The organism is Streptomyces sp. NPDC127117, assembly GCF_042677325.1.
Classification (GTDB): Bacteria; Actinomycetota; Actinomycetes; order Streptomycetales; family Streptomycetaceae; genus Streptomyces.
Window position 1 is genome coordinate 46,082 of the sequence record NZ_JBHXTM010000024.1, and the last position, 17,968, is coordinate 64,049.

The following is a 17,968-nucleotide window of genomic DNA, read 5'->3' on the forward strand; positions in this document are numbered from 1 at the left end:
CAGGGGCGCAGAACAGAAGCAAACGTGGGTGAATTACTTCTCGACGATCGCGAGCACGTCGCGAGCCGAGAGGACGAGGTACTCCTCGCCGTTGTACTTCACCTCGGTGCCGCCGTACTTGCTGTAGAGCACGACGTCGCCGGTCTTGACGTCGAGCGGAAGGCGCTCGCCGTTCTCGAAGCGGCCCGGGCCCACGGCCAGGACGACGCCCTCCTGGGGCTTCTCCTTGGCGGTGTCCGGAATGACCAGGCCGGAGGCCGTGGTCTGCTCGGCGTCGAGCGGCTGGACCACAATGCGGTCCTCGAGCGGCTTGATCGCAACCTTGGTGCTGGCGGTCGACACGATCCGGTCTCCCCCTTCGGAGATCTCACGGGGTAACAGTCTTGGGTGGCGACCAGGTGGATCCGTCGTCGCGGGTGCCGGACCTGCCAGTCGCGCAGTACTGCTGGCACTCTCCAGTGGTGAGTGCCAGCACCGAGACTATGACCGGGATTAGCACTCGGTCAAGCGGAGTGCCAATTGAGACGGTCGTGGCGTCACCGCCGGGGCACGGTCCGGACAACAGTCCGGACAACACAGGGGCAACGTACGGACGGACCGGACCGTTCCGCACGGCCGCGCGGGCGGGCCCGCCGCCGGCGTCGGCGACGGGTGGTTCACCTTCTGCACGGCCTTGCGGCCCAGCCGTTCGATCGGGTCCACCGACTGCGCGCAGCCGGCGGTGGTGAGGAGCGCGCCGGCCGCCAGCAGTCCGGCCAGCAGCCGGTGCGCCCTTCTCATACGTAGTCCTCCAGCCGGGCCACGGCGTATCCCCTGTCCGTGACGGTCTTCATGACCGCCCGGACCAGGTCGGCCATGCTGCCGTCCCATTCGTCGCGGCCCCGGAAGTGGGTGAGGATGATGTCGCCCGGGTGCAGGTCCTCGTCCTCCTCGCGCCACTCCATGTGGTCCGGGAACGCCTCGGCGTTCCAGAGGGGCACGGCCTTGATCCCGCAGGCCTTCGCGATGCGGAGGGTGTCCCCGTTGTAGTTGCCGTACGGCGGGCGGAAGAGGGTGGGCCGCTTGCCGAACCGCTTCTCGATGATCTCCTGCTGGCCGCAGATCTCGCGTTCCTGCCCGGCGTAGGAGAGTCCGGGCAGATAGGGGTGGTTGAGCGTGTGGTTGTTGATACCGACGCCCAGCCGCTGCGCCTCGCCGAAGTACCCGTAGTTGTCGCTCACCTCGTAGTCGCTGAGGAACGCGCTGTACGGGATGTCCAGCTCGTCCATCATCTGCAACAGCTCGGGGTCCTTCTCGGAGCCGTCGTCCATCGTCAGGAAGACGACCCGGTCCTTGGTCGGGACGGTGGTGAAGACCGGTGGCAGCGAGCCGTCGCCGCCCTCCACCTCGAACCCCTCGCGGGTGATGACGCGCGGCTTCACGGCGGGCGGTCGCGGTGCGATCAGCGGCGGCTTGTCCAGTCCCCACTTCTTGGCGAGCGTCGCCCGCACGGCCGGGCTGAGCTGCGCGTTCTCATGGACCCCGCCGGGTTCCCGGCCCTGGCCGGCGCGCTGTCCGGGGCCGCCCGGGTGCCCGGCGGCGGGGTTCGTACCGGGCGTCGCGTCGGGGTTCAACTCCGGGTTCGGGCCCGGGTTCCCGGCGTGGGACCGGTCCCAGTGCTCGGTGTCGCCCGCCTGCTCACCGGACCCGGAGGCGCAGCCGGAGCCGACCGCTGCGACCAGGAGTGCGGCCAGGACGGCGCAGGCGGGCCGGTGCGCGCCGGAACCCCGGCCGCGCCCGGATCGGGGCGGGCCCGATCTGAGTCGCTTCGTGGTGTTTTTTTCATTTTGTCGTACAAGCTGCATGGCGCCGCATACTGCCAGCACGGAATCGGCCTCCCGGTCCGACACCGCCGCCCGGCCCGGCGCTCTACCCGGCTGGCTCACAATGGGGCGGGTGAACGCTCTCGCCCCGAACGGCCCGTCCGCCGACGACCGGTCCGACGCCCCCGACCCCATCGCCGCCTTCCTCGCCCTGCGCACCCCCGAGGGCGCGGCGCTGCTGGACGAGCTGCGGTCGTACGACCCCTCCCAGGAACTCGCCACCGCCACCCGGCTGCGCCGCTCCCACCCGGCCCCGCTGGTCTCGGCGGCGCTGGGACAGGCGCGGCTGCGGCAGCGGGCGGTGGCGAAGTTCGGCGCCGAGGACGCGTACCGGATGTTCTTCACGCCGAACGGCGTCGAGCAGGCGACCCGCACGTCGGTGGCCACCCATCGTGCGCGGCGGTTCGCGGCCGGCGGGGTGCGGAGCCTCGCCGACCTCTGCTGCGGGATCGGGGGCGACGCGATCGCGCTCGCGCGGGCGGGCGTATCCGTCCTCGCCGTCGACCGCGACCCGCTGACCGCCGAAGTGGCCCGCGCCAACGCCGCCGTGCTGGGCCTGGACGGCCTGATCGAGGTGCGGTGCGCCGATGTCGCCGACATCGACACCTCGCCGTACGACGCGGTCTTCGTCGACCCGGCCCGGCGCGGTGGCAGGGGCCGGATCTTCGACCCCGAGGCGTACTCACCGCCGCTCTCCTGGGCGACCGGCGCCGCGCTCGCGGCCCCCCGGGCGGCCCTGAAGATCGCCCCGGGCATCCCGCACGAGGCGATCCCGGCGCAGGCGGAGGCCGAGTGGATCTCGGACGGCGGCGACGTGAAGGAGGCGGTGCTCTGGTTCGGCGAGGGCTTCGCGGCCGGCTCGTTCCGCGCCACCGTGCTCCCGGCCGGGGCCGGACTGTGGTCCGCGGCCCCGCTGCCCGCCCCGCCGGTCGGCCCGGTCGGCCGCTATCTGTACGAGCCGGACGGCGCCGTCATCCGCGCCCATCTGGTCGCCGACCTCGTGGCCCGGTGCGACGGCCGGCTGATCGACGAGACGATCGCGTACATCACGAGCGACGAGCCGTACGAGTCCCCGTACACCTCCGGGTACGAGATCACCGACCGGCTGCCCTTCAACATGAAGAAGCTGAAAGCGCTGCTGCGGGAGCGGAAGGTGGGCGTGCTGACCGTCAAGAAGCGCGGATCGGCGGTCGAACCGGAGGAGCTGCGCCGCAGGATGAAGCTCCAGGGGCCCGCCTCCGCGACGGTCTTCCTGACCCGGGTGGCCGGCGCACCGACGATGCTGATCGGCCACCCGCTGACCGGCCCGGCCCGACCGGCCTGACCGGCGGGCGTCAGGCGAGGTCGGTCAGGTCCGGGGCGTACACCTGCGAAAGCGGCTGGGGACCCACGTACTGCTGGCAGTTGCACTGCCCGGACTCGAAGCGGACCGGCTTCTTGGTCTCGTCCCAGGCCGTCGGCACCTCGACCCGCTCATGGCACTTGCCCTGCTTGTCGTGCTTGGCGAGGTGGTGCGTGCAGCCGCAGACGGGCTCCGGCGGCTGGTTGGCCGCTTCGAGGGCCAGCCGCTCCTGCCGGGACGCCTCGATCAGTTCCAGCTTGCGGGTGTGCCGATTGCGCAGCGCCGTACGGACGTTGTCGACGGCCCACCCGAAGCCGCCCGTCCAGAAGATGATGAGCACCCACCAGTACCACTCCATGTCGCCCTCCCCCGGCGTGACCCATGTGTCCCGTCAGGATAGGTCCGCGGTCAGCGGTGGGCACCGCCGCCGACGGAGATCAGCGGCTCCGGGGCGGGCACCCCGGCCAGTACCCGCAGCACCCAGCGCCGGTGGGCGAACGCCTTGACGAGACCGATGAGTCCGACGATCCAGCCGGTCAGCCCGAGCCCCATGACCAGGACGGCCAAGCCGTAGGCGTCTCCGTCCAGCACGCCACTGGCCGGGACTGCGAAGCAGGCGTAGAGCCCGGCCGCGCAGAGCGCGAAGGACATCAGCAGCCAGGCGAGGGAGACGCCCGGCATCCGCAGCGCCGCGTCGCGCGCCGGATCGCGGGCCAACGCGCCCCAGGCGTCGAGCAGCCGGCGGATCCTGCGGTCGCGGCGCAGGCCTACGACGACGACGATGACCGCCGGCACCACGCAGCCGACGCCCATGGCGGCGATGATCACGCCGATCCCGGCGCTGATGACGTCGTACGACTCCTCGAAGGTGATGAACGCCGTGCCCACCAGGAGCCAGCCGAGCGCGCAGATCGAGCCCCACAGCCACAGCATCGCCAGCCGTCCCGGCGCGACATGGGCCCTCACCAACTCCCCGAGCACCGCGGCCCGGTCGGTGAGCATGGCCTCCCGGTCGGGCCAGGAACGTATTTCCACGGGCGGCGGTGGCGGCGGCAGTTGCGCTCGGCGAGACATGAGCATGACCCTACCGACCGCGCGCGGGGGGCCGGTTCAGGCGTTGCGCAGTGCCTCGATGTCCAGCTTCCGCATACCCGTCATCGCCTTCATGGCCCGCTCCGCCTTGGCCGGATCCGGGTCGGACAGCGCCTCGTCGAAGCCGTGGGGCACGAGCTGCCAGGACAGGCCGTACTTGTCCTTGAGCCAGCCGCACTGCCCCTCCTCGCCCTCGGCGGTGAACTCGGCCCACAGGGTGTCCAGCTCCTCCTGTGTGGCGCAGTCCACGGAGAGCGAGATCGCCTCGGTGAAGGGGAACTGCGGGCCGCCGTTGAGCGCGACGTACTCCTGGCCGGCCAGCCGGAAGCAGACGGTCATCACCGATCCCGTCCGTCCCGGCGCGGCGTCCGTGTAGTACGTCGTCCGGAGCACCTTCGAGTCGCCGCCGAAGACGGACACGTAGTAGTTCGCGGCTTCCTCGGCCTGGGTGTCGAACCAGAGGAAGGTGGTGATCTTCTGCATGATCTGCTCCTGTCGGGCGGTGCGGGAAGCTGTGGAGGGTAGACCCGTCCGGTGCCCGGAACTCATCGGCCGTCGCGGACCTGACGCTCCGCGCGGTCCAGGAGCATCGCCCGTTCCCGCTCGTTGCGGGTCAGCCCGGCCGCCCGCAGGAACTCCGCCCGTGCCTCGTCCGTACGCCCCGTCCTGGCCAGCAGGTCCCCGCGCACACTGGGCAGCAGGTGGTAGTCCTTGAGCGCCGGGTCGTCGGTCAGGGCATCGACCAGGGCGAGGGCGGCGGCCGGGCCGTGCGCCATCGAGACGGCCACGGCCCGGTTCAGCTCGACCACCGGGGACGGCGCGATCGCGGCGAGGCGGTCGTAGAGGGCGGCGATGGTGTTCCAGTCGGTGTCCTGGTACGTCACGGCGCGCGCGTGGCAGGCGGCGATCGCGGCCTGCACGGTGTACGGGCCGAGCCCGGCCCCCTCCACGGTCGCCGCCACGGCCCGCTCCAGGGCCGCTACCCCGCGCCGGATCAGCAGCCGGTCCCAGCGGGCCCGGTTCTGGTCGGCGAGCAGCACCGGCGCACCGTCCGGGCCGGTCCTGGCGGCGGTGCGCGAGGCCTGGAGTTCCAGCAGCGCCGCCAGGCCGTGGACCTCGGGCTCCCGCTCCATCAGCCCGGCCAGCACCCGGACCAGCCGCAGCGCGTCCTCGCAGAGGGCCGGGCGCAGCCAGTCGTCGCCCGCGGTGGCCGCGTAGCCCTCGTTGAAGATCAGGTAGATGACTTCGAGCACGGAGCCGAGGCGGGCGGCACGCTCCGGTCCGGAGGGCACCTCGAAGGGGATGCCCTCGCGGCCCAGGGTCCGTTTCGCCCGGACGATGCGCTGGGCGACGGTCGGCTCCGGGGCCAGGAAGGCGCGGGCGATCTCCTCGGTGGTGAGGCCGCCGAGCAGCCGCAGGGTGAGGGCGATCCGGGCCTCGGTGGAGAGCACCGGGTGGCAGGCGGTGAAGATCAGACGGAGCAGATCGTCGTCGATGGCGTCCGGGTCGGCGGGCTCGGGCGGCGGCACGTCCGCCAGGGAGCGCCCCACCTCGGCGAGCTTGCGCGCGTAGGTCTCCTTGCGGCGTACGAGGTCGATCGCGCGGTTTCTGGCGGTGGCCATGAGCCAGGCGCCCGGCCGGTCCGGGACACCTGACTCCGGCCACTGTTCCAGTGCGGCCACCAGGGCGTCCTGCGCGAGTTCCTCGGCGATGCCGACGTCCCGCACGATGCGGGTGACACCTGCGATGATCCGCGCCGACTCGATCCTGAAGACCGCTTCGACCGCCGCTGCCGGGCTTGCTGCCGTCATGATCACTCATCACAGCAGCCGTGCCGGACGGCGGCAAGCGCGCCGGTCAGGCGCCCATGGTGGCCTCGTCGATCTGGCGGACCTCGGAGGTCACGGTCCAGTTCTCCGGGTGGGTCCGCAGGAAGCGCCGGGTCCATTCCAGGGCCTCCTCCATGTCCTTGGCCTGCAGGATGGCGTAGCCGCCGACGACCTCCTTGGTCTCGGTGAAGGGCCCGTCGGTCTGGCTGAGCTTCCCGCCGGACCAGGTGACCCTGGACCCCTGGGAGGTCGGGGTGAGCCCGGCCGTCTCCAGCATGACGCCGGCCTTGGTGATCTCCTCGAACAGGGCACCCATACGGGCCTCGAACCCGGGGTCCGGGTCGCCGAAGGGGTTCTGCTCGTCGATGCGGATCAGCGACATGAAGCGCGGCATGGTGACTCCTCGGTCAAAAGTGCGGGGGCTCTCCCCGCCTCTCACCCCTGCGTCGAACGGGCCCCGGCCGGATCGACAGGTCCCTGGAAATTCTTCTGAGAATTTTCCGGACCGGCCACCGGAGCGGCCACCGGAGCGGCATCCGGAGCGGCATCCGGGGCGACATCCGGGGCGACATCCGGGGCGACATCCGGGGCGACATCCGCCGCGGCCTCGGGAGCGGTCCTCGCGGCAGCCTCCGCGGCAGCCGTCCCGGCGCTGCGCGCCGAGTTCTTCGGGAGCAGCAGCAGGGCCGCCACCGCCGCGACCACGAGCAGTCCGGCGCAGACCCAGAACGCCGCCGAGTACCCGGCCGCCAGGTCGGCCGGGCGGTGCCCGTCGCCGGTGACCCGGGCGGCGACGGTGACCAGCATCGCGAGCCCCAGCGAGCCGCCCACCTGGCGGGCGCTGTTCAGCAGCCCGGAGGCCATGCCCGTCTCGTCGGGCGCCACATCGGTCGTGGCCGCCGTGCCGAGCGGTACGAAGCACATCCCGACGCCGACGCTGCAGACCAGCGACGGGCCGAGGATCGAGTACAGGAAGCTGCCGTCGGCCCGGGCGGTCGCGGCGAATCCGGCGAGGCCGAGCGCGGCCAGGACGCCGCCGAGCGCCAGCAGCCGTCCGGTGCCGAACGACGCGACCGTACGGGTGGCGATGACCGAGCCGGCGACGACACCCGCCGTGAACGGCAGGAAGGAGACGCCGGCGGCGGTGGGCCCGTAGTCGAGCACCTGCTGCATGTAGAGCGAGACGAAGTAGAACGCGGCGAACTGCCCGGAGCTGAGCAGCAGGCAGAAGAGATTCGCGGCCAGGACCGGCCGCCCCTTCAGCAGTCCGGGGCGGAGCAGCGGAGTGCTGGTCCGCAGTTCGACGGCGACGAAGGCGATCAGCAGCAGCACGGCGGCGCCGAGGGTGCCCAGCGTCCGGGGGGATCCCCAGGCGTCGGTCGAGGTGCGGACCAGTCCGAGGACCAGCAGCGTCGTACCGGCGGTGGCCAGCAGCGCTCCCGTCACGTCGAGCCGGGCGGCGGTCCTGCCCCGGTCGCCCGGCAGTCCGGCGCGCACGGCGCCCACCAGCGCGAAGGCCACGATCGGCACGTTCACCAGCATCACCGCGCGCCAGCCCGCCGCGTCGGTGAGCATCCCGCCCGCGAGCACGCCGACCGCGCCGCCCGCCGCGCCCGCCATGCCCCACAGCCCCAGGGCCCGGGAGCGGGCCGGCCCGGCCGGGAAGGCCAGGGCGATCAGCGCGAAGGCGACCGGGGCGAGCGCCGCGGCGCCGGCCCCCTGCACCGCCCGCGCGGCGATCAGCGTGCCGGGCGAACCGGCGAACCCGCCGACCAGGCTCGCCACGCCGAACAGCACCAGGCCCACCATCAGGACCCGGCGGCTGCCGAGCAGATCGGCGAGCCGCCCGCCGAGCATCAACAGCCCGCCGAAGGCCAGTGCGTAGGCGTTCACCACCCAGAGCAGCCCCTGGGCCGTGAAGCCCAGATCGCTGCGCATGTCCGGCAGCGCGACGTTCACCACCGACATGTCCAACGCCACCATGAACTGCACCGCGAGAGCCACCACCAGCAGCCAACGCGTGTGCCGTGAGTGTTCGTCCACGACTTTCCCTTCCTCCGCGGTCATCCGGTCAAGGCATTACTATACGCGTATAGAAATTAGTCATATGAAGACCCCGGAAGGCGCGGGGACAGCGGAGCGGGAGACAATGCCCGGGTGTCAGGGACAGAGAAGAAGCAGGCACCGGCGGCGAACCGGGCTCCCGCGAAACGATCCGTGGGGCGGCCGCGCAGGCTCGACCCGGACGCGATGGTCGCCACCGCGCGCCGCATCATCGAGGAAGAGGGCGTGGACGCCCTGAGCATGCGGCGGGTGGCGAAGGAGCTCGGCTCCACGCCGATGGCGCTCTACCACTACGTGCAGGACAAGGACGAGCTGCTGATGCTCACCCTGTCGGGCACCGCGGCCGCCTTCCCCCGCCCCGGGCTGCCCGAGGACCCGCGCGAGCGGCTGCTGGCCGTGGCCGTGCACATGCACGGCATCCTGGAGCGGATCCCGTGGGTGCTGGACATCCTGGCGCTGGGCGAGCTGACCGACAAGAACGCGCTGTGGATGGTCGAGGAGATCATCGACTCGGCGCTCGCCTGCGGCCTCTCCCCCGCCCAGGCGGTACGCGCGTACCGGACGATCTGGAGTTACGTCTACGGCGACCTGATATTCCGCCGCGCCGCCGAACGCCGCGCGCAGAACCCGCCGAGCAGGCGCTACTTCCCCGAGATGGTGACCGAGGAGGACACGGCGGCGCTGCCCCGGCTCGCCGCGATCAAGGACGACTGGCGCGCGTATGCCGCCGACTACGACGTGGCGGACGAACTCGACGCGATCATCCGGGGCCTGCTGAGCCGGGGAGCCGCCGGCCGGTGAACCGGTCAGGCCCCGGCAGCCCCGGCGTCCCCCAGCGACTCGAAGCGCCAGCGGTGCACCGGACGGGTGATCAACCCGGCGTCCGGTTCGGGGAGTTCGGGCAGCTCGTCGCCGTAGGCACCCTCCCACCAGGTGATGACCAGGACCCGGTCCTGCGGGGCGCGCAGCAGCTCACGGCGGAGCGGCTCGCGGGCCAGCTCCGCCGAACGGGCCCGCGCCCACTCCAGGAGTTCGGCGCCCCGGCCGTCGGTGGCGCGGGCCTCCCACATCAGCGCGACGGTCGTACCGCTCATGAGTAGAGGTTGTCCTTGCTGATCTCGTGCACGTGGTCGTGATCGTGGGTGTGCGCGTGGGCGCCCGGTACATGGGTGTCGGTGACCGGCAGCGAGGAGTCCGCGGACAGCTCCAGGTCCGAGGCCGGCCGGTTGCGGGCGACCATCTCCGCGCCCAGCGCCGCGACCATCGCGCCGTTGTCGGTGCACAGCCCCGGGCGCGGCACCCGCAGCCGGATGCCGGCCCGCTCGCACCGCTCCTCGGCCAGCGCCCGCAGCCGCGAGTTGGCCGCGACCCCGCCGCCGATCATCAGGTGGTCGACGCCCTCGTCCTTGCAGGCCCGGACGGCCTTGCGGGTGAGCACGTCGACCACGGCCTCCTGGAAGGACGCCGCCACGTCCCGCACCGGCACCTCCTCGCCCGCCGCGCGCTTGGCCTCGATCCAGCGGGCCACCGAGGTCTTCAGTCCGGAGAAGGAGAAGTCGTAGGCGGGGTCGCGCGAACCGGTGAGCCCGCGCGGGAACGCGATCGCGGCCGGATCGCCCTCCTTCGCCAGCCGGTCGATGACCGGGCCGCCGGGGAAGCCCAGGTTCAGTACCCGGGCGATCTTGTCGAAGGCCTCGCCCGCCGCGTCGTCGATGGTCGCGCCGAGCGGCCGTACGTCATTGGTGATGTCCGGCGCCAGCAGCAGCGAGGAGTGGCCGCCGCTGACCAGCAGCGCCATCGTCGGCTCGGGCAGCGGGCCGTGTTCCAGCTGGTCCACGCAGATGTGCGAGGCGAGGTGGTTCACCCCGTAGAGCGGCTTGTTCAGCGCGTACGCGTACGCCTTCGCCGCCGATACGCCGACCAGCAGCGCGCCCGCGAGGCCGGGGCCCGCGGTGACGGAGATGCCGTCGAGGTCGCGGGCGCTGATCCCGGCCTCTTTCAGGGCGCGCTCGATGGTGGGGACCATCGCCTCCAGATGGGCGCGGGAGGCGATCTCCGGGACGACGCCGCCGAAGCGGGCGTGGGTGTCGACGCTGGAGGCGACCGCGTCGGCGAGCAGGGTCGTGCCCCGGACGATGCCCACGCCGGTCTCGTCGCAGGAGGTCTCGATGCCGAGTACGAGCGGTTCGTCAGCCATCAGTCAGTCTCTGTTTCTTGTACGTGTTCTTGTACGTGCAGGCGCATGACGAGTGCGTCGATGTTGCCCGGCTGGTAGTAGCCGCGGCGGAAGCCGATCGGTTCGAAGCCGAAGCGTTCGTACAGCTTCTGGGCCCGGGTGTTGTCGACACGGACTTCGAGGAGCACCTCCGCGCACTCGAAGGCCGTGGCGTGCTTCAGCAGATCGGTGAGCAGCTCGGAGCCCAGGCCGCCGCCCCAGTGGCCGCGGGTGACCCCGATCGTCTGTACGTCACCGAGGTCACCGGCCGCGGCGAGCCCCGCGTAGCCGACGATCCGGCCGGTGGCGGGATCCTCGGCGACGACATAGCGGCGGGTGGCCCGCGGGCCGCGGGAGTGCGCCAGCTCGGACCAGAACATGCCGGCCGACCAGGCGTCGTCCGGGAACAGCTCGTGTTCGAGCTCCAGCACCGGATCGATGTCCCACCAGCGCATCTCGCGCAGAACGGCAGTCGTCGTCACTTCGGGGTGACCACCTTGTAGTTCTTCGGCACCTGGGCGTCGGGCCTGCGCAGGTAGAGCGGCTGCGGGGGCAGCAGCTCCGCGCCCGCGGCGAGCCGCTCGGCGGCGAGGGAGGCCAGCGCCCCGGCGCTGACGTGCTCGGGCTCCCGGGCGTCCGGGAACGCCTCGGGGTAGAGCACCGCGCCGGCACCGACGACGGGCAGTCCGGCGAGCTGCCCGGCGATGTCGGCGGGCCGGTCGACGGCGGGCTCCGTGACCCGGGTGCGCGCGTCGTCGTACCTCGCCCAGTAGACCTCCTTGCGGCGGGCGTCCGTCGCGACGGCGAACGGTCCCGCCAGCCCGGCCAGGCCCGCGGCGTACGCGAGACCGTCCAGGGTGCACAGCCCGTGCACGGGCACGGAGAGGGCCGAGCCGAAGGTCGCGGCGGTGACCAGACCGACCCGGAGCCCGGTGTACGGCCCGGGGCCGACGCCGACGACCACGTCCGTCACGGCGTCGAGTTTCACCCCGGCCCCGGCGAGGACCCGGTCGACGGCGGGCAGCAGCAGCTCCCCGTGCCTCCGGGCATCGACCTGACCGGACTCGGCGACGACGGAGGTCCCGTCGTGCAGGGCGACGGTGACGGCGGGGGTTGCGGTATCCATGGCGAGCAAGAGCACGCAAACAGCCTACGGCTCCGCCGACGGGGGTACGGCGCCCCGTACGGCGTCCCGGCACGCCCGGCCCCGGCTGCTACCGTCACCGTGCACACACGGGTACGACGTAAACGCTAAACGCTTGTACGACATACGGAAGCGAAAGGGGCGCGCACGGTGTCTAGGGGCAGCTCGGGAATCGTGGCCGGGCTCACTGCGGCGGCGCTGGTCGCCGTCGGCGTCCTGGCCTTCCAGGCATCGGCGAACGCCCCCGACAACCTCGCGGCCCCGAAACCGAAGCCTTCCGCCACCGAGCACGAGAAGCCGAAGGAGAAGTCGCGCCCGGCCGCGCTCCCCAAGGGCTCCGGCACCGGGAAGCGGGTCGTGTACGCCCTGGAGGACCGCCGGGTGTGGCTCGTCGACGCGGACGGGGAGGTGGAGCGGACGTTCGAGGTCATGCCGAGCGCGCTGAGCCCGCTGCCCGGGACCTACCGGGTCGGCACCCGCCAGGGCGCCGCCACCAAGGGCTCGGACGGCGTGATGATCGAGCACGTGGTGCGGTTCGCGATGGTGGACGACACGTCCGTCGGGTTCAGCGCGGCGGTGGACGGCTCGATGGAGAGCCCGGACCCGACGCTGAAGACGGGTGGCGTGCGGATGTCCCGGCCCGACGGGGACGCCATGTGGGACTTCGCGATGGTCACCACGAAGGTGGTCGTCGTCCCGTAGGACGCCCCGCCCGGCGCTCACCCGGCCTTCCGGGTCACCCCGCCCGTCGTTCGAGACCGGACCCCGAACGGGGTACGGGGGCGGCGGCCGGTGCCTCGACGTCCCGGTCCGCGGACGGTGGCGGCGTGGAGACCGCCGTGGCCGCGGCGCAGGCTGCCAGCAGGTCCTTCATCGATGGCGGCGGCGGCACTTCACGTTCGGCGGACGTCGTCATGGATGCCTCCTGAGGCTCCGGTGGAAGGCGTGGTTAGGCAGACCTAACCCGCTCTCGCCATCCATGTGACCACGCCCGTGCCGCCCGGCGCAACAATTTGCCGACAGCCTGTCGGAATCCGGCCCCGCCCCCAGGGCCGCCGCGGATTCGGCTACCGGGCCCAGAACTCGCGCAGCCCGGCCCAGCGGGCGCCGATCCCGATCAGCGTCACCTCGCGCCGCTCGTCGTCCGTGTCACCGACCGCGCGGTCGATCACCACCTGGAGCCGGTCCTCGGACAGCTCCTCGACCTTGCCGTCGCCCCACTCCACGACCACCACCGACTCCGGCAGTGACACATCGAGGTCCAGGTCCTCCATCTCGTCGAGCCCGCCGCCCAGGCGGTACGCGTCGACGTGGACCAGGGCCGGGCCGCCGGTCAGCGACGGGTGGACGCGGGCGATCACGAAGGTGGGGGAGGTGACCGCGCCGCGCACGCCGAGGCCCTCGCCGAGACCCCGGGTCAGCGTCGTCTTCCCGGCGCCCAGCTCTCCGGTGAGCATCACGAGGTCACCGGGGAGCAGGATCCCGGCGATCCGGCGGCCGAGTGCCTGCATCTGTTCGGGGGACTCGACGGCCAGGTTCAGGGTGACGGTGCCGGACGCGGCGCCCTTCGCGAGCTCAGTCGCCGGGCTGTTGTGCGGTGCTTCCATGTCCGCCAACGTTAGCCGCTGCCGGCACCGCACCGACGCGTACCAGCAGGTCCGCCAGCCGGTCCGTGACCGTCTCGGGGTGCTCCAGCATCACCAGATGGCCGGCGTCCGGGACGATGACCAGCTCCGCGTCCGGGAGCTGGTCCGCGATGGTCTCGCTGTGCGAACTGGGCGTCACCAGGTCCTTGTCGCCCGCCAGGATCAGCACCGGGGCATCGCGGAAAGCGGGCAGCGCGCCGCTCTTGTCGTGCTCGGTGAACGCCGGGTAGAACTCGGCGACCACATCGATCGGGGTGGACTCGATGAGCCGCTCGGCGAACCGCTCGACCGCCGGATCGACGTCCCGCGAACCGAACGAGTACCGCTTGATCAGCCCGGCGAAGAGATCGGCGGTCGCCCGGCGGCCCCGTTCCACCAGCTCGGCCTGGGAGCCGAGCGCCTTGAGCACCCCGGGCAGCACCCGGCGCACCGCGTTCACGCCCGCGACCGGCAGCCCGAAGTTGACCTCGCCGAGCTTCCCGCTCGATGTGCCGACGAAGGCGACGGCGGCGACCCGGTCCCGGATCAGCGCGGGGAACTGGTCGGCCAGCGCCATCATCGTCATGCCGCCCATCGAGTGCCCCACGAGCACCAGCCGCCCCTCGGGGGCCGCCGCCTCGATCACGGCCATCAGGTCGCGGCCGAGCTGGTCGATGCCGACGGGGACACCCTGCGCCTGGGCCCGGCCCCGCTCGGAGCGGCCGTGGCTGCGCTGGTCCCAGTGGACGGTACGGACCAGGCCGCGCAGCGCCGCCCGCTGGAAGTGCCAGGAGTCCTGGCTGAGGCAGTAGCCGTGGCTGAAGACAACGGTGACCGGCGCGGGGGCCTTGCGGCCGAAGAGCCTGCGGCGGCGGGTGCCGGTGCCGGTGGCCGTACCGGAGCCGGTGGCGCCGCTCCCGCCGTCGGCGGTGCCCGCGGCGCCGTCCGGTTCGACCTCGTCGACCTCGTAGTACAGCTCGGTGCCGTCATCCGCCGCGGCCCGGCCCGGCAGTCCGCGCAGCGAGCCGTACGGCCCGGTGGCGTCCAGTGCCAGCCTGGCCCTTCTGCGCATGCCCCGGCCGACGGTGAGCCGCTCGACCGCGACACCGGCCGCCGCCCCCGCCGCGATCACGCCTATGGCGGCGCCGGCGATACCTGCCCGGCGCCAGCCGACCGCCGTAGCAGCCGTCGTCACAGCGTCCCCCGCACCGATCTCGCTCACCGTGCCGCGCTCCTCGTCGGTCGTATCCGTCAGGTCAGGGCCGGTCTGTTCCGGTCGTGATCCGATCGTGCCTGGTCAGCGGCGCCTGATCGGTCAGGACTCGGCCGGGGTGGCGTGCAGATGCACACGCGGTACGCGGGTGCCGATCCGGGTGACGATCTCGTACGCGATCGTGTCGGCGGCCTGCGCCCAGTCCTCGGCGGTCGGCTCGCCCCGGTCCCCCGGGCCGAAGAGCACCGCCTCGCTGCCCACCTCGATCTCGTCCCCGTCGAGATCGACGACGAACTGGTCCATGGCCACCCGGCCGGCGATCCGCCGGATGGCACCGCCCACCAGGACCGGCGCCCGGCCGGAGGCATGGCGTGGGATGCCGTCCGCGTAGCCGACCGGCACCAGGCCCAGGGTCGTCTCGGCGGAGGTCGTGTAGTGGTGTCCGTAGCTGATCCCGTGACCGGCCGGCACCTGCTTGACCAGGGCGACCGACGCGACGAGCCGCATGACCGGACGGAGCCCGAAGTCGGCCGGGGTGCCCAGCTCGGGGCTGGGCGAGATGCCGTACATCGCGATCCCGGTCCGCACCAGGTCGAAGTGGGCCTCGGGGATCGTCAGCGTCGCCGGGGAGTTGGCCATGTGGCGCACCTCGGGCTCGACGCCCGCCTTCTCGGCGTACTCCACCATGTCCCGGAACACGGCCAGCTGGGCGGCGATCGAGGGGTGGCCGGGCTCGTCGGCGCAGGCGAAGTGGGACCACAGGCCGGTGATCCGGACGGTGCCCGCGTCCTCGGCGGCGCGGGCGGCGGCGACCAGCTCGGGCCAGTCGGCGGGCTGGCAGCCGTTGCGCCCGAGGCCGGTGTCGGCCTTGAGCTGGATCCGGGCCGGGACGCCCGCCTCCGCGACCGCGGCGACGACCTCGCGCAGCGCCCACATCCCGCTCACCGACACATCGATGTCGGCCTCGATCGCCTCGCGCCAGGGGCCGCCAGGGGTCCACAGCCAGCACATCACCCGGCCGCCGAGTCCGGCCTCCCGCAGGGCGAGCGCCTCCTGCGGGGTCGCGGTGCCCAGCCAGGTCGCCCCGGCCTCCAGCGCGGCGCGGGCGCAGGGCACCGCCCCGTGCCCGTACGCGTCGGACTTGACGACGGCCATGAGTTGCGCACCCGCGGCCCGCGCGCGCAGCACACGCACGTTGGCGCGCAGTGCGGCGAGGTCGATCTCGGCACGGGCTCTCAAGGACGCTGTCTCGTTCATCGCGCCCAGTCTCTCAGAGGCGCCCGGCAGGGCCCTCGGGCGGCAGGTCACCCGGCCGTCCCTCAGTGCCGGCGCAGCTCGTGTTCCAGGTGGTCGACGATGACCGGGACATGGCTGTGGGGTACGTCCTTGACCGCCGTGACCAGTGTCACCGGGCCGCCCTCCCGGACGAGTACGACCAGTTCCCGCACGGCCGCCGTGTGGACGGGGTCGGCCAGTTCGGCGCGGTAGCGGTCGACGAACTCGTCGTAGCGGGTGGCGGTGCGGTCCTCGTGGTACCAGTCGCGGAGCTCGTTCGACGGGGTGATGTCCTTGAGCCACTTGTCGATCGCGGCCCTCTCCTTGGACTCGCCGCGCGGCCAGAGCCGGTCGACGAGGACGCGGGTGCCGTCGGCGTCCTCCTTCGGCTCGTACACCCGGCGTACGCGTACGTCGCTGCTGCTGCCCACGGTCGGCCCTCCTGTCGGCTGCGGTCGGTGCCGGCTTGTGCCCAGGATCACTCAGGCCCGTACGTCCCGCCACGCCGCCGGGATCGCCTCCGCGACGTCCTGCGCGGCGACGGGCGAGCCGTCGGAGGCGTGGCGGGCGGCGAGTCCGTGCAGATGGGCGCCGGCCGACGCGGCGTCGCGCGGGTCGAGGCCCGCGGCGAGCAGGGAGCCGGTCAGTCCGGAGAGGACGTCGCCGCTGCCGGCCGTGGCCAGCCAGGAGGTGCCGGTCGGATTGACCCGTACGGGAGTGTCCGGGTCGTCGGTGGCTACCAGGGTCGTCGACCCCTTGAGCAGCACGGTGGCCCGGTAGCGGTCGGCCAGCTCCCGTACGGCGGCGAGCCGCCCCGCCTCGACCTCCTCGCGCGGGACGCCGAGCAGCGCGGCGGCCTCACCGGCGTGCGGGGTGAGGACGGTCGGCGCGGTGCGCCCGCGTACGGCACCGGCGTCGAGCAGCCGCAGTCCGTCCGCGTCCACGAGCACCGCGACCTCCGCCGCCAGCACGTCCCTCACCGCCTCGGCGGCCTCCGTCCCGTCACCGAGTCCGGGCCCGACGACCCATGCCTGCACCCGCCCCGCCTTCGACGGCGGCCCCGCGTGGACCAGCGTCTCCGGATGGCGGGCGATCACCGCGTCGGCACCCGGTCCGACGTACCGCACGGCCCCCGCGCCGCCCCGCAGCGCCCCGGAGACGGCCAGCACCGCCGCCCCCGGGTAGCGCGCGGATCCGGCGACGATGCCGACGACCCCGCGCCGGTACTTGTCGCTCTCCGCACCGGGGACCGGCAGCAGCGCGGCGACGTCCGCGTACTGGAGCACCTCCAGCTCGGGCACGGCGGGCAGTTCGGGTCCGAGCCCGATGTCGACGAGGTGCAGCGCGCCCGCCCGTTCGGCGGCCGGGTCGATGAGCAGGCCCGGCTTGTACGTGCCGAAGGTGACCGTCGCGTCGGCGCGCACCGCCTTGCCGAGCACCTCGCCGGTGTCGGCCTCGACCCCGCTGGGCAGGTCGACGGCGAGCAGCGGCGCACCGGTCGCGGCGAAGGCCCGCACCAGCTCGGCGGCGTCCGGCCGCAGCCCGCCGCGGCCGCCGATGCCGGTGATCCCGTCGACGACGAGATCGATGTGGCCGCCCCAGGCGTCGGCGCCCTCCGCGACCCGCCCGCCGGCCGCGAGCAGGGCCGCCAGGCCGCCCTCGTGGGCGCGGCCGGGCGCGGTGAGCACGGCGCGCACTCCGGCGCCGCGACGGGCGAGCCGGGCGCCCGCGTACAGCGCGTCGCCCCCGTTGTCGCCGCTGCCGACGAGGAGGACGACCCGTGACCCGTAGACCCGGCCGCGCCGCCGCAGCACGTCGGCGCAGGCCGCCGCGAGTCCGGCGGCGGCGCGCTGCATCAGCGCGCCCTCGGGGAGCCGGGCCATCAGGGCCCGTTCGGCGGCCCGTACGGTCTGGACGCTGTAGGCGGTACGCATGTGCTCAACCCTCCGCGATCACCACGGCCGACGCCACCCCCGCGTCATGGCTGAGCGACACGTGCCAGTGCCGTACGCCCAGCTCGGCGGCGCGGGCGGCGACGGTGCCGCGGACCCGCAGCCGGGGCTGCCCGCTGTCCTCGACGTACACCTCGGCGTCCGTCCAGAGCAGTCCGGCGGGCGCGCCGAGCGCCTTCGCCAGGGCCTCCTTCGCGGCGAACCTGGCGGCGAGCGAGGCGATGCCCCGCCGCTCACCGCTGGGAAGATTCAACTCCCTTTCCACGAAAAGCCGTCGGGCCATCTGCGGCGTACGTTCCAGCGCCGCGTCGAACCGTTCGATCTCGGCCACGTCGATCCCGACCCCGATGATCAC

The 17,968-nt window shown here is 73.0% G+C and carries 22 protein-coding genes; 3 read left to right on the forward strand and 19 right to left on the reverse strand.

Translation table 11 applies throughout. The annotated features are described in order from the left end of the window. Positions 1-33 precede the first annotated feature (33 nt). Entirely contained in the window at positions 34-342 is a 309-nt protein-coding gene (groES, locus tag ACFVH0_RS21795; protein ID WP_124716902.1) for a co-chaperone GroES, read from the reverse strand. Between the two features lie 434 nt (positions 343-776). After that, the gene (locus tag ACFVH0_RS21800) at positions 777-1,844 is read right to left on the reverse strand and encodes a polysaccharide deacetylase family protein (RefSeq protein ID WP_385822458.1); all 1,068 of its coding nucleotides are present in this window, start codon (positions 1,842-1,844) and stop codon (positions 777-779) included. An 82-nt stretch (positions 1,845-1,926) separates the two neighbouring features. Between ACFVH0_RS21800 and ACFVH0_RS21805 the strand changes: the two genes are divergently transcribed. Continuing rightward, positions 1,927-3,186, forward strand: coding sequence for a methyltransferase domain-containing protein (locus ACFVH0_RS21805; protein ID WP_385822544.1), 1,260 nt, complete (start codon positions 1,927-1,929; stop codon positions 3,184-3,186). Positions 3,187-3,196: 10 nt separating this feature from the next. On the opposite strand, the gene ACFVH0_RS21810 is transcribed toward ACFVH0_RS21805, so the two are convergent. The 6 genes from ACFVH0_RS21810 to ACFVH0_RS21835 all read right to left on the reverse strand — a co-directional run bounded on the left by ACFVH0_RS21810 (position 3,197) and on the right by ACFVH0_RS21835 (position 8,192). Then, on the reverse strand, positions 3,197-3,562 hold the full coding sequence (locus tag ACFVH0_RS21810) for a hypothetical protein (protein WP_385822460.1): 366 nt from the start codon (positions 3,560-3,562) through the stop codon (positions 3,197-3,199). Between the two features lie 50 nt (positions 3,563-3,612). Further along, positions 3,613-4,278, reverse strand: a complete 666-nt coding sequence (locus ACFVH0_RS21815; RefSeq protein ID WP_385822462.1) for a hypothetical protein — start codon at positions 4,276-4,278, stop codon at positions 3,613-3,615. A gap of 36 nt (positions 4,279-4,314) precedes the next feature. Further along, positions 4,315-4,779, reverse strand: a complete 465-nt coding sequence (locus ACFVH0_RS21820) for a VOC family protein (RefSeq protein WP_385822464.1) — start codon at positions 4,777-4,779, stop codon at positions 4,315-4,317. 62 nt (positions 4,780-4,841) lie between these two features. After that, complete coding sequence (locus ACFVH0_RS21825; protein ID WP_385822465.1) at positions 4,842-6,107, reverse strand: RNA polymerase sigma factor; 1,266 nt, start codon at positions 6,105-6,107, stop codon at positions 4,842-4,844. Between the two features lie 46 nt (positions 6,108-6,153). After that, a complete protein-coding gene (locus tag ACFVH0_RS21830) occupies positions 6,154-6,519 on the reverse strand; it encodes a YciI family protein (RefSeq protein WP_385822466.1) in 366 nt (121 codons plus the stop codon). Between the two features lie 41 nt (positions 6,520-6,560). Further along, entirely contained in the window at positions 6,561-8,192 is a 1,632-nt protein-coding gene (locus ACFVH0_RS21835) for a DHA2 family efflux MFS transporter permease subunit (RefSeq protein WP_385822468.1), read from the reverse strand. A 90-nt stretch (positions 8,193-8,282) separates the two neighbouring features. On the opposite strand from ACFVH0_RS21835, the gene ACFVH0_RS21840 reads away from it, so the two are divergent. Further along, on the forward strand, positions 8,283-8,990 hold the full coding sequence (locus ACFVH0_RS21840; RefSeq protein WP_385822470.1) for a TetR/AcrR family transcriptional regulator: 708 nt from the start codon (positions 8,283-8,285) through the stop codon (positions 8,988-8,990). 5 nt (positions 8,991-8,995) lie between these two features. On the opposite strand, the gene ACFVH0_RS21845 is transcribed toward ACFVH0_RS21840, so the two are convergent. Genes ACFVH0_RS21845 through tsaB form a run of 4 tightly spaced genes read right to left on the reverse strand, consistent with a single transcriptional unit; the run spans position 8,996 to position 11,530 of the window. Then, the gene (locus tag ACFVH0_RS21845) at positions 8,996-9,283 is read right to left on the reverse strand and encodes a hypothetical protein (RefSeq protein ID WP_385822472.1); all 288 of its coding nucleotides are present in this window, start codon (positions 9,281-9,283) and stop codon (positions 8,996-8,998) included. Further along, positions 9,280-10,386: a tRNA (adenosine(37)-N6)-threonylcarbamoyltransferase complex transferase subunit TsaD gene (tsaD, locus tag ACFVH0_RS21850; protein WP_385822474.1), complete on the reverse strand. Its 1,107-nt coding sequence runs from the start codon at positions 10,384-10,386 to the stop codon at positions 9,280-9,282. Before tsaD ends, ACFVH0_RS21845 begins: the two co-directional genes overlap by 4 nt. Beyond that, entirely contained in the window at positions 10,386-10,859 is a 474-nt protein-coding gene (rimI, locus tag ACFVH0_RS21855; protein WP_385822546.1) for a ribosomal protein S18-alanine N-acetyltransferase, read from the reverse strand. Before rimI ends, tsaD begins: the two co-directional genes overlap by 1 nt. 23 nt (positions 10,860-10,882) lie before the next feature. Continuing rightward, on the reverse strand, positions 10,883-11,530 hold the full coding sequence (gene tsaB / locus ACFVH0_RS21860; RefSeq protein WP_385822476.1) for a tRNA (adenosine(37)-N6)-threonylcarbamoyltransferase complex dimerization subunit type 1 TsaB: 648 nt from the start codon (positions 11,528-11,530) through the stop codon (positions 10,883-10,885). A gap of 168 nt (positions 11,531-11,698) precedes the next feature. Here tsaB and ACFVH0_RS21865 point away from each other — a divergent pair, with 168 nt between their 5' ends. After that, a complete protein-coding gene (locus tag ACFVH0_RS21865) occupies positions 11,699-12,250 on the forward strand; it encodes a L,D-transpeptidase (RefSeq protein ID WP_385822479.1) in 552 nt (183 codons plus the stop codon). A 34-nt stretch (positions 12,251-12,284) separates the two neighbouring features. On the opposite strand, the gene ACFVH0_RS21870 is transcribed toward ACFVH0_RS21865, so the two are convergent. The 7 genes from ACFVH0_RS21870 to ACFVH0_RS21900 form a co-directional block, all read right to left on the reverse strand. Further along, positions 12,285-12,464: a hypothetical protein gene (locus ACFVH0_RS21870; RefSeq protein ID WP_385822481.1), complete on the reverse strand. Its 180-nt coding sequence runs from the start codon at positions 12,462-12,464 to the stop codon at positions 12,285-12,287. 151 nt (positions 12,465-12,615) lie between these two features. Next, on the reverse strand, positions 12,616-13,155 hold the full coding sequence (gene tsaE, locus ACFVH0_RS21875) for a tRNA (adenosine(37)-N6)-threonylcarbamoyltransferase complex ATPase subunit type 1 TsaE (protein WP_385822482.1): 540 nt from the start codon (positions 13,153-13,155) through the stop codon (positions 12,616-12,618). Continuing rightward, a complete protein-coding gene (locus tag ACFVH0_RS21880) occupies positions 13,124-14,395 on the reverse strand; it encodes an alpha/beta fold hydrolase (RefSeq protein ID WP_385822484.1) in 1,272 nt (423 codons plus the stop codon). Before ACFVH0_RS21880 ends, tsaE begins: the two co-directional genes overlap by 32 nt. A 93-nt stretch (positions 14,396-14,488) precedes the next feature. After that, entirely contained in the window at positions 14,489-15,643 is a 1,155-nt protein-coding gene (gene alr, locus ACFVH0_RS21885; protein ID WP_385822486.1) for an alanine racemase, read from the reverse strand. Between the two features lie 62 nt (positions 15,644-15,705). Then, a complete protein-coding gene (locus ACFVH0_RS21890; RefSeq protein WP_385822488.1) occupies positions 15,706-16,092 on the reverse strand; it encodes a DUF488 domain-containing protein in 387 nt (128 codons plus the stop codon). A gap of 51 nt (positions 16,093-16,143) precedes the next feature. Then, positions 16,144-17,595, reverse strand: a complete 1,452-nt coding sequence (locus ACFVH0_RS21895; protein ID WP_385822490.1) for an NAD(P)H-hydrate dehydratase — start codon at positions 17,593-17,595, stop codon at positions 16,144-16,146. Between the two features lie 4 nt (positions 17,596-17,599). Continuing rightward, positions 17,600-17,968 (reverse strand): holo-ACP synthase, encoded by a 369-nt coding sequence (locus tag ACFVH0_RS21900; RefSeq protein WP_385822491.1) that lies wholly within the window; start codon positions 17,966-17,968, stop codon positions 17,600-17,602.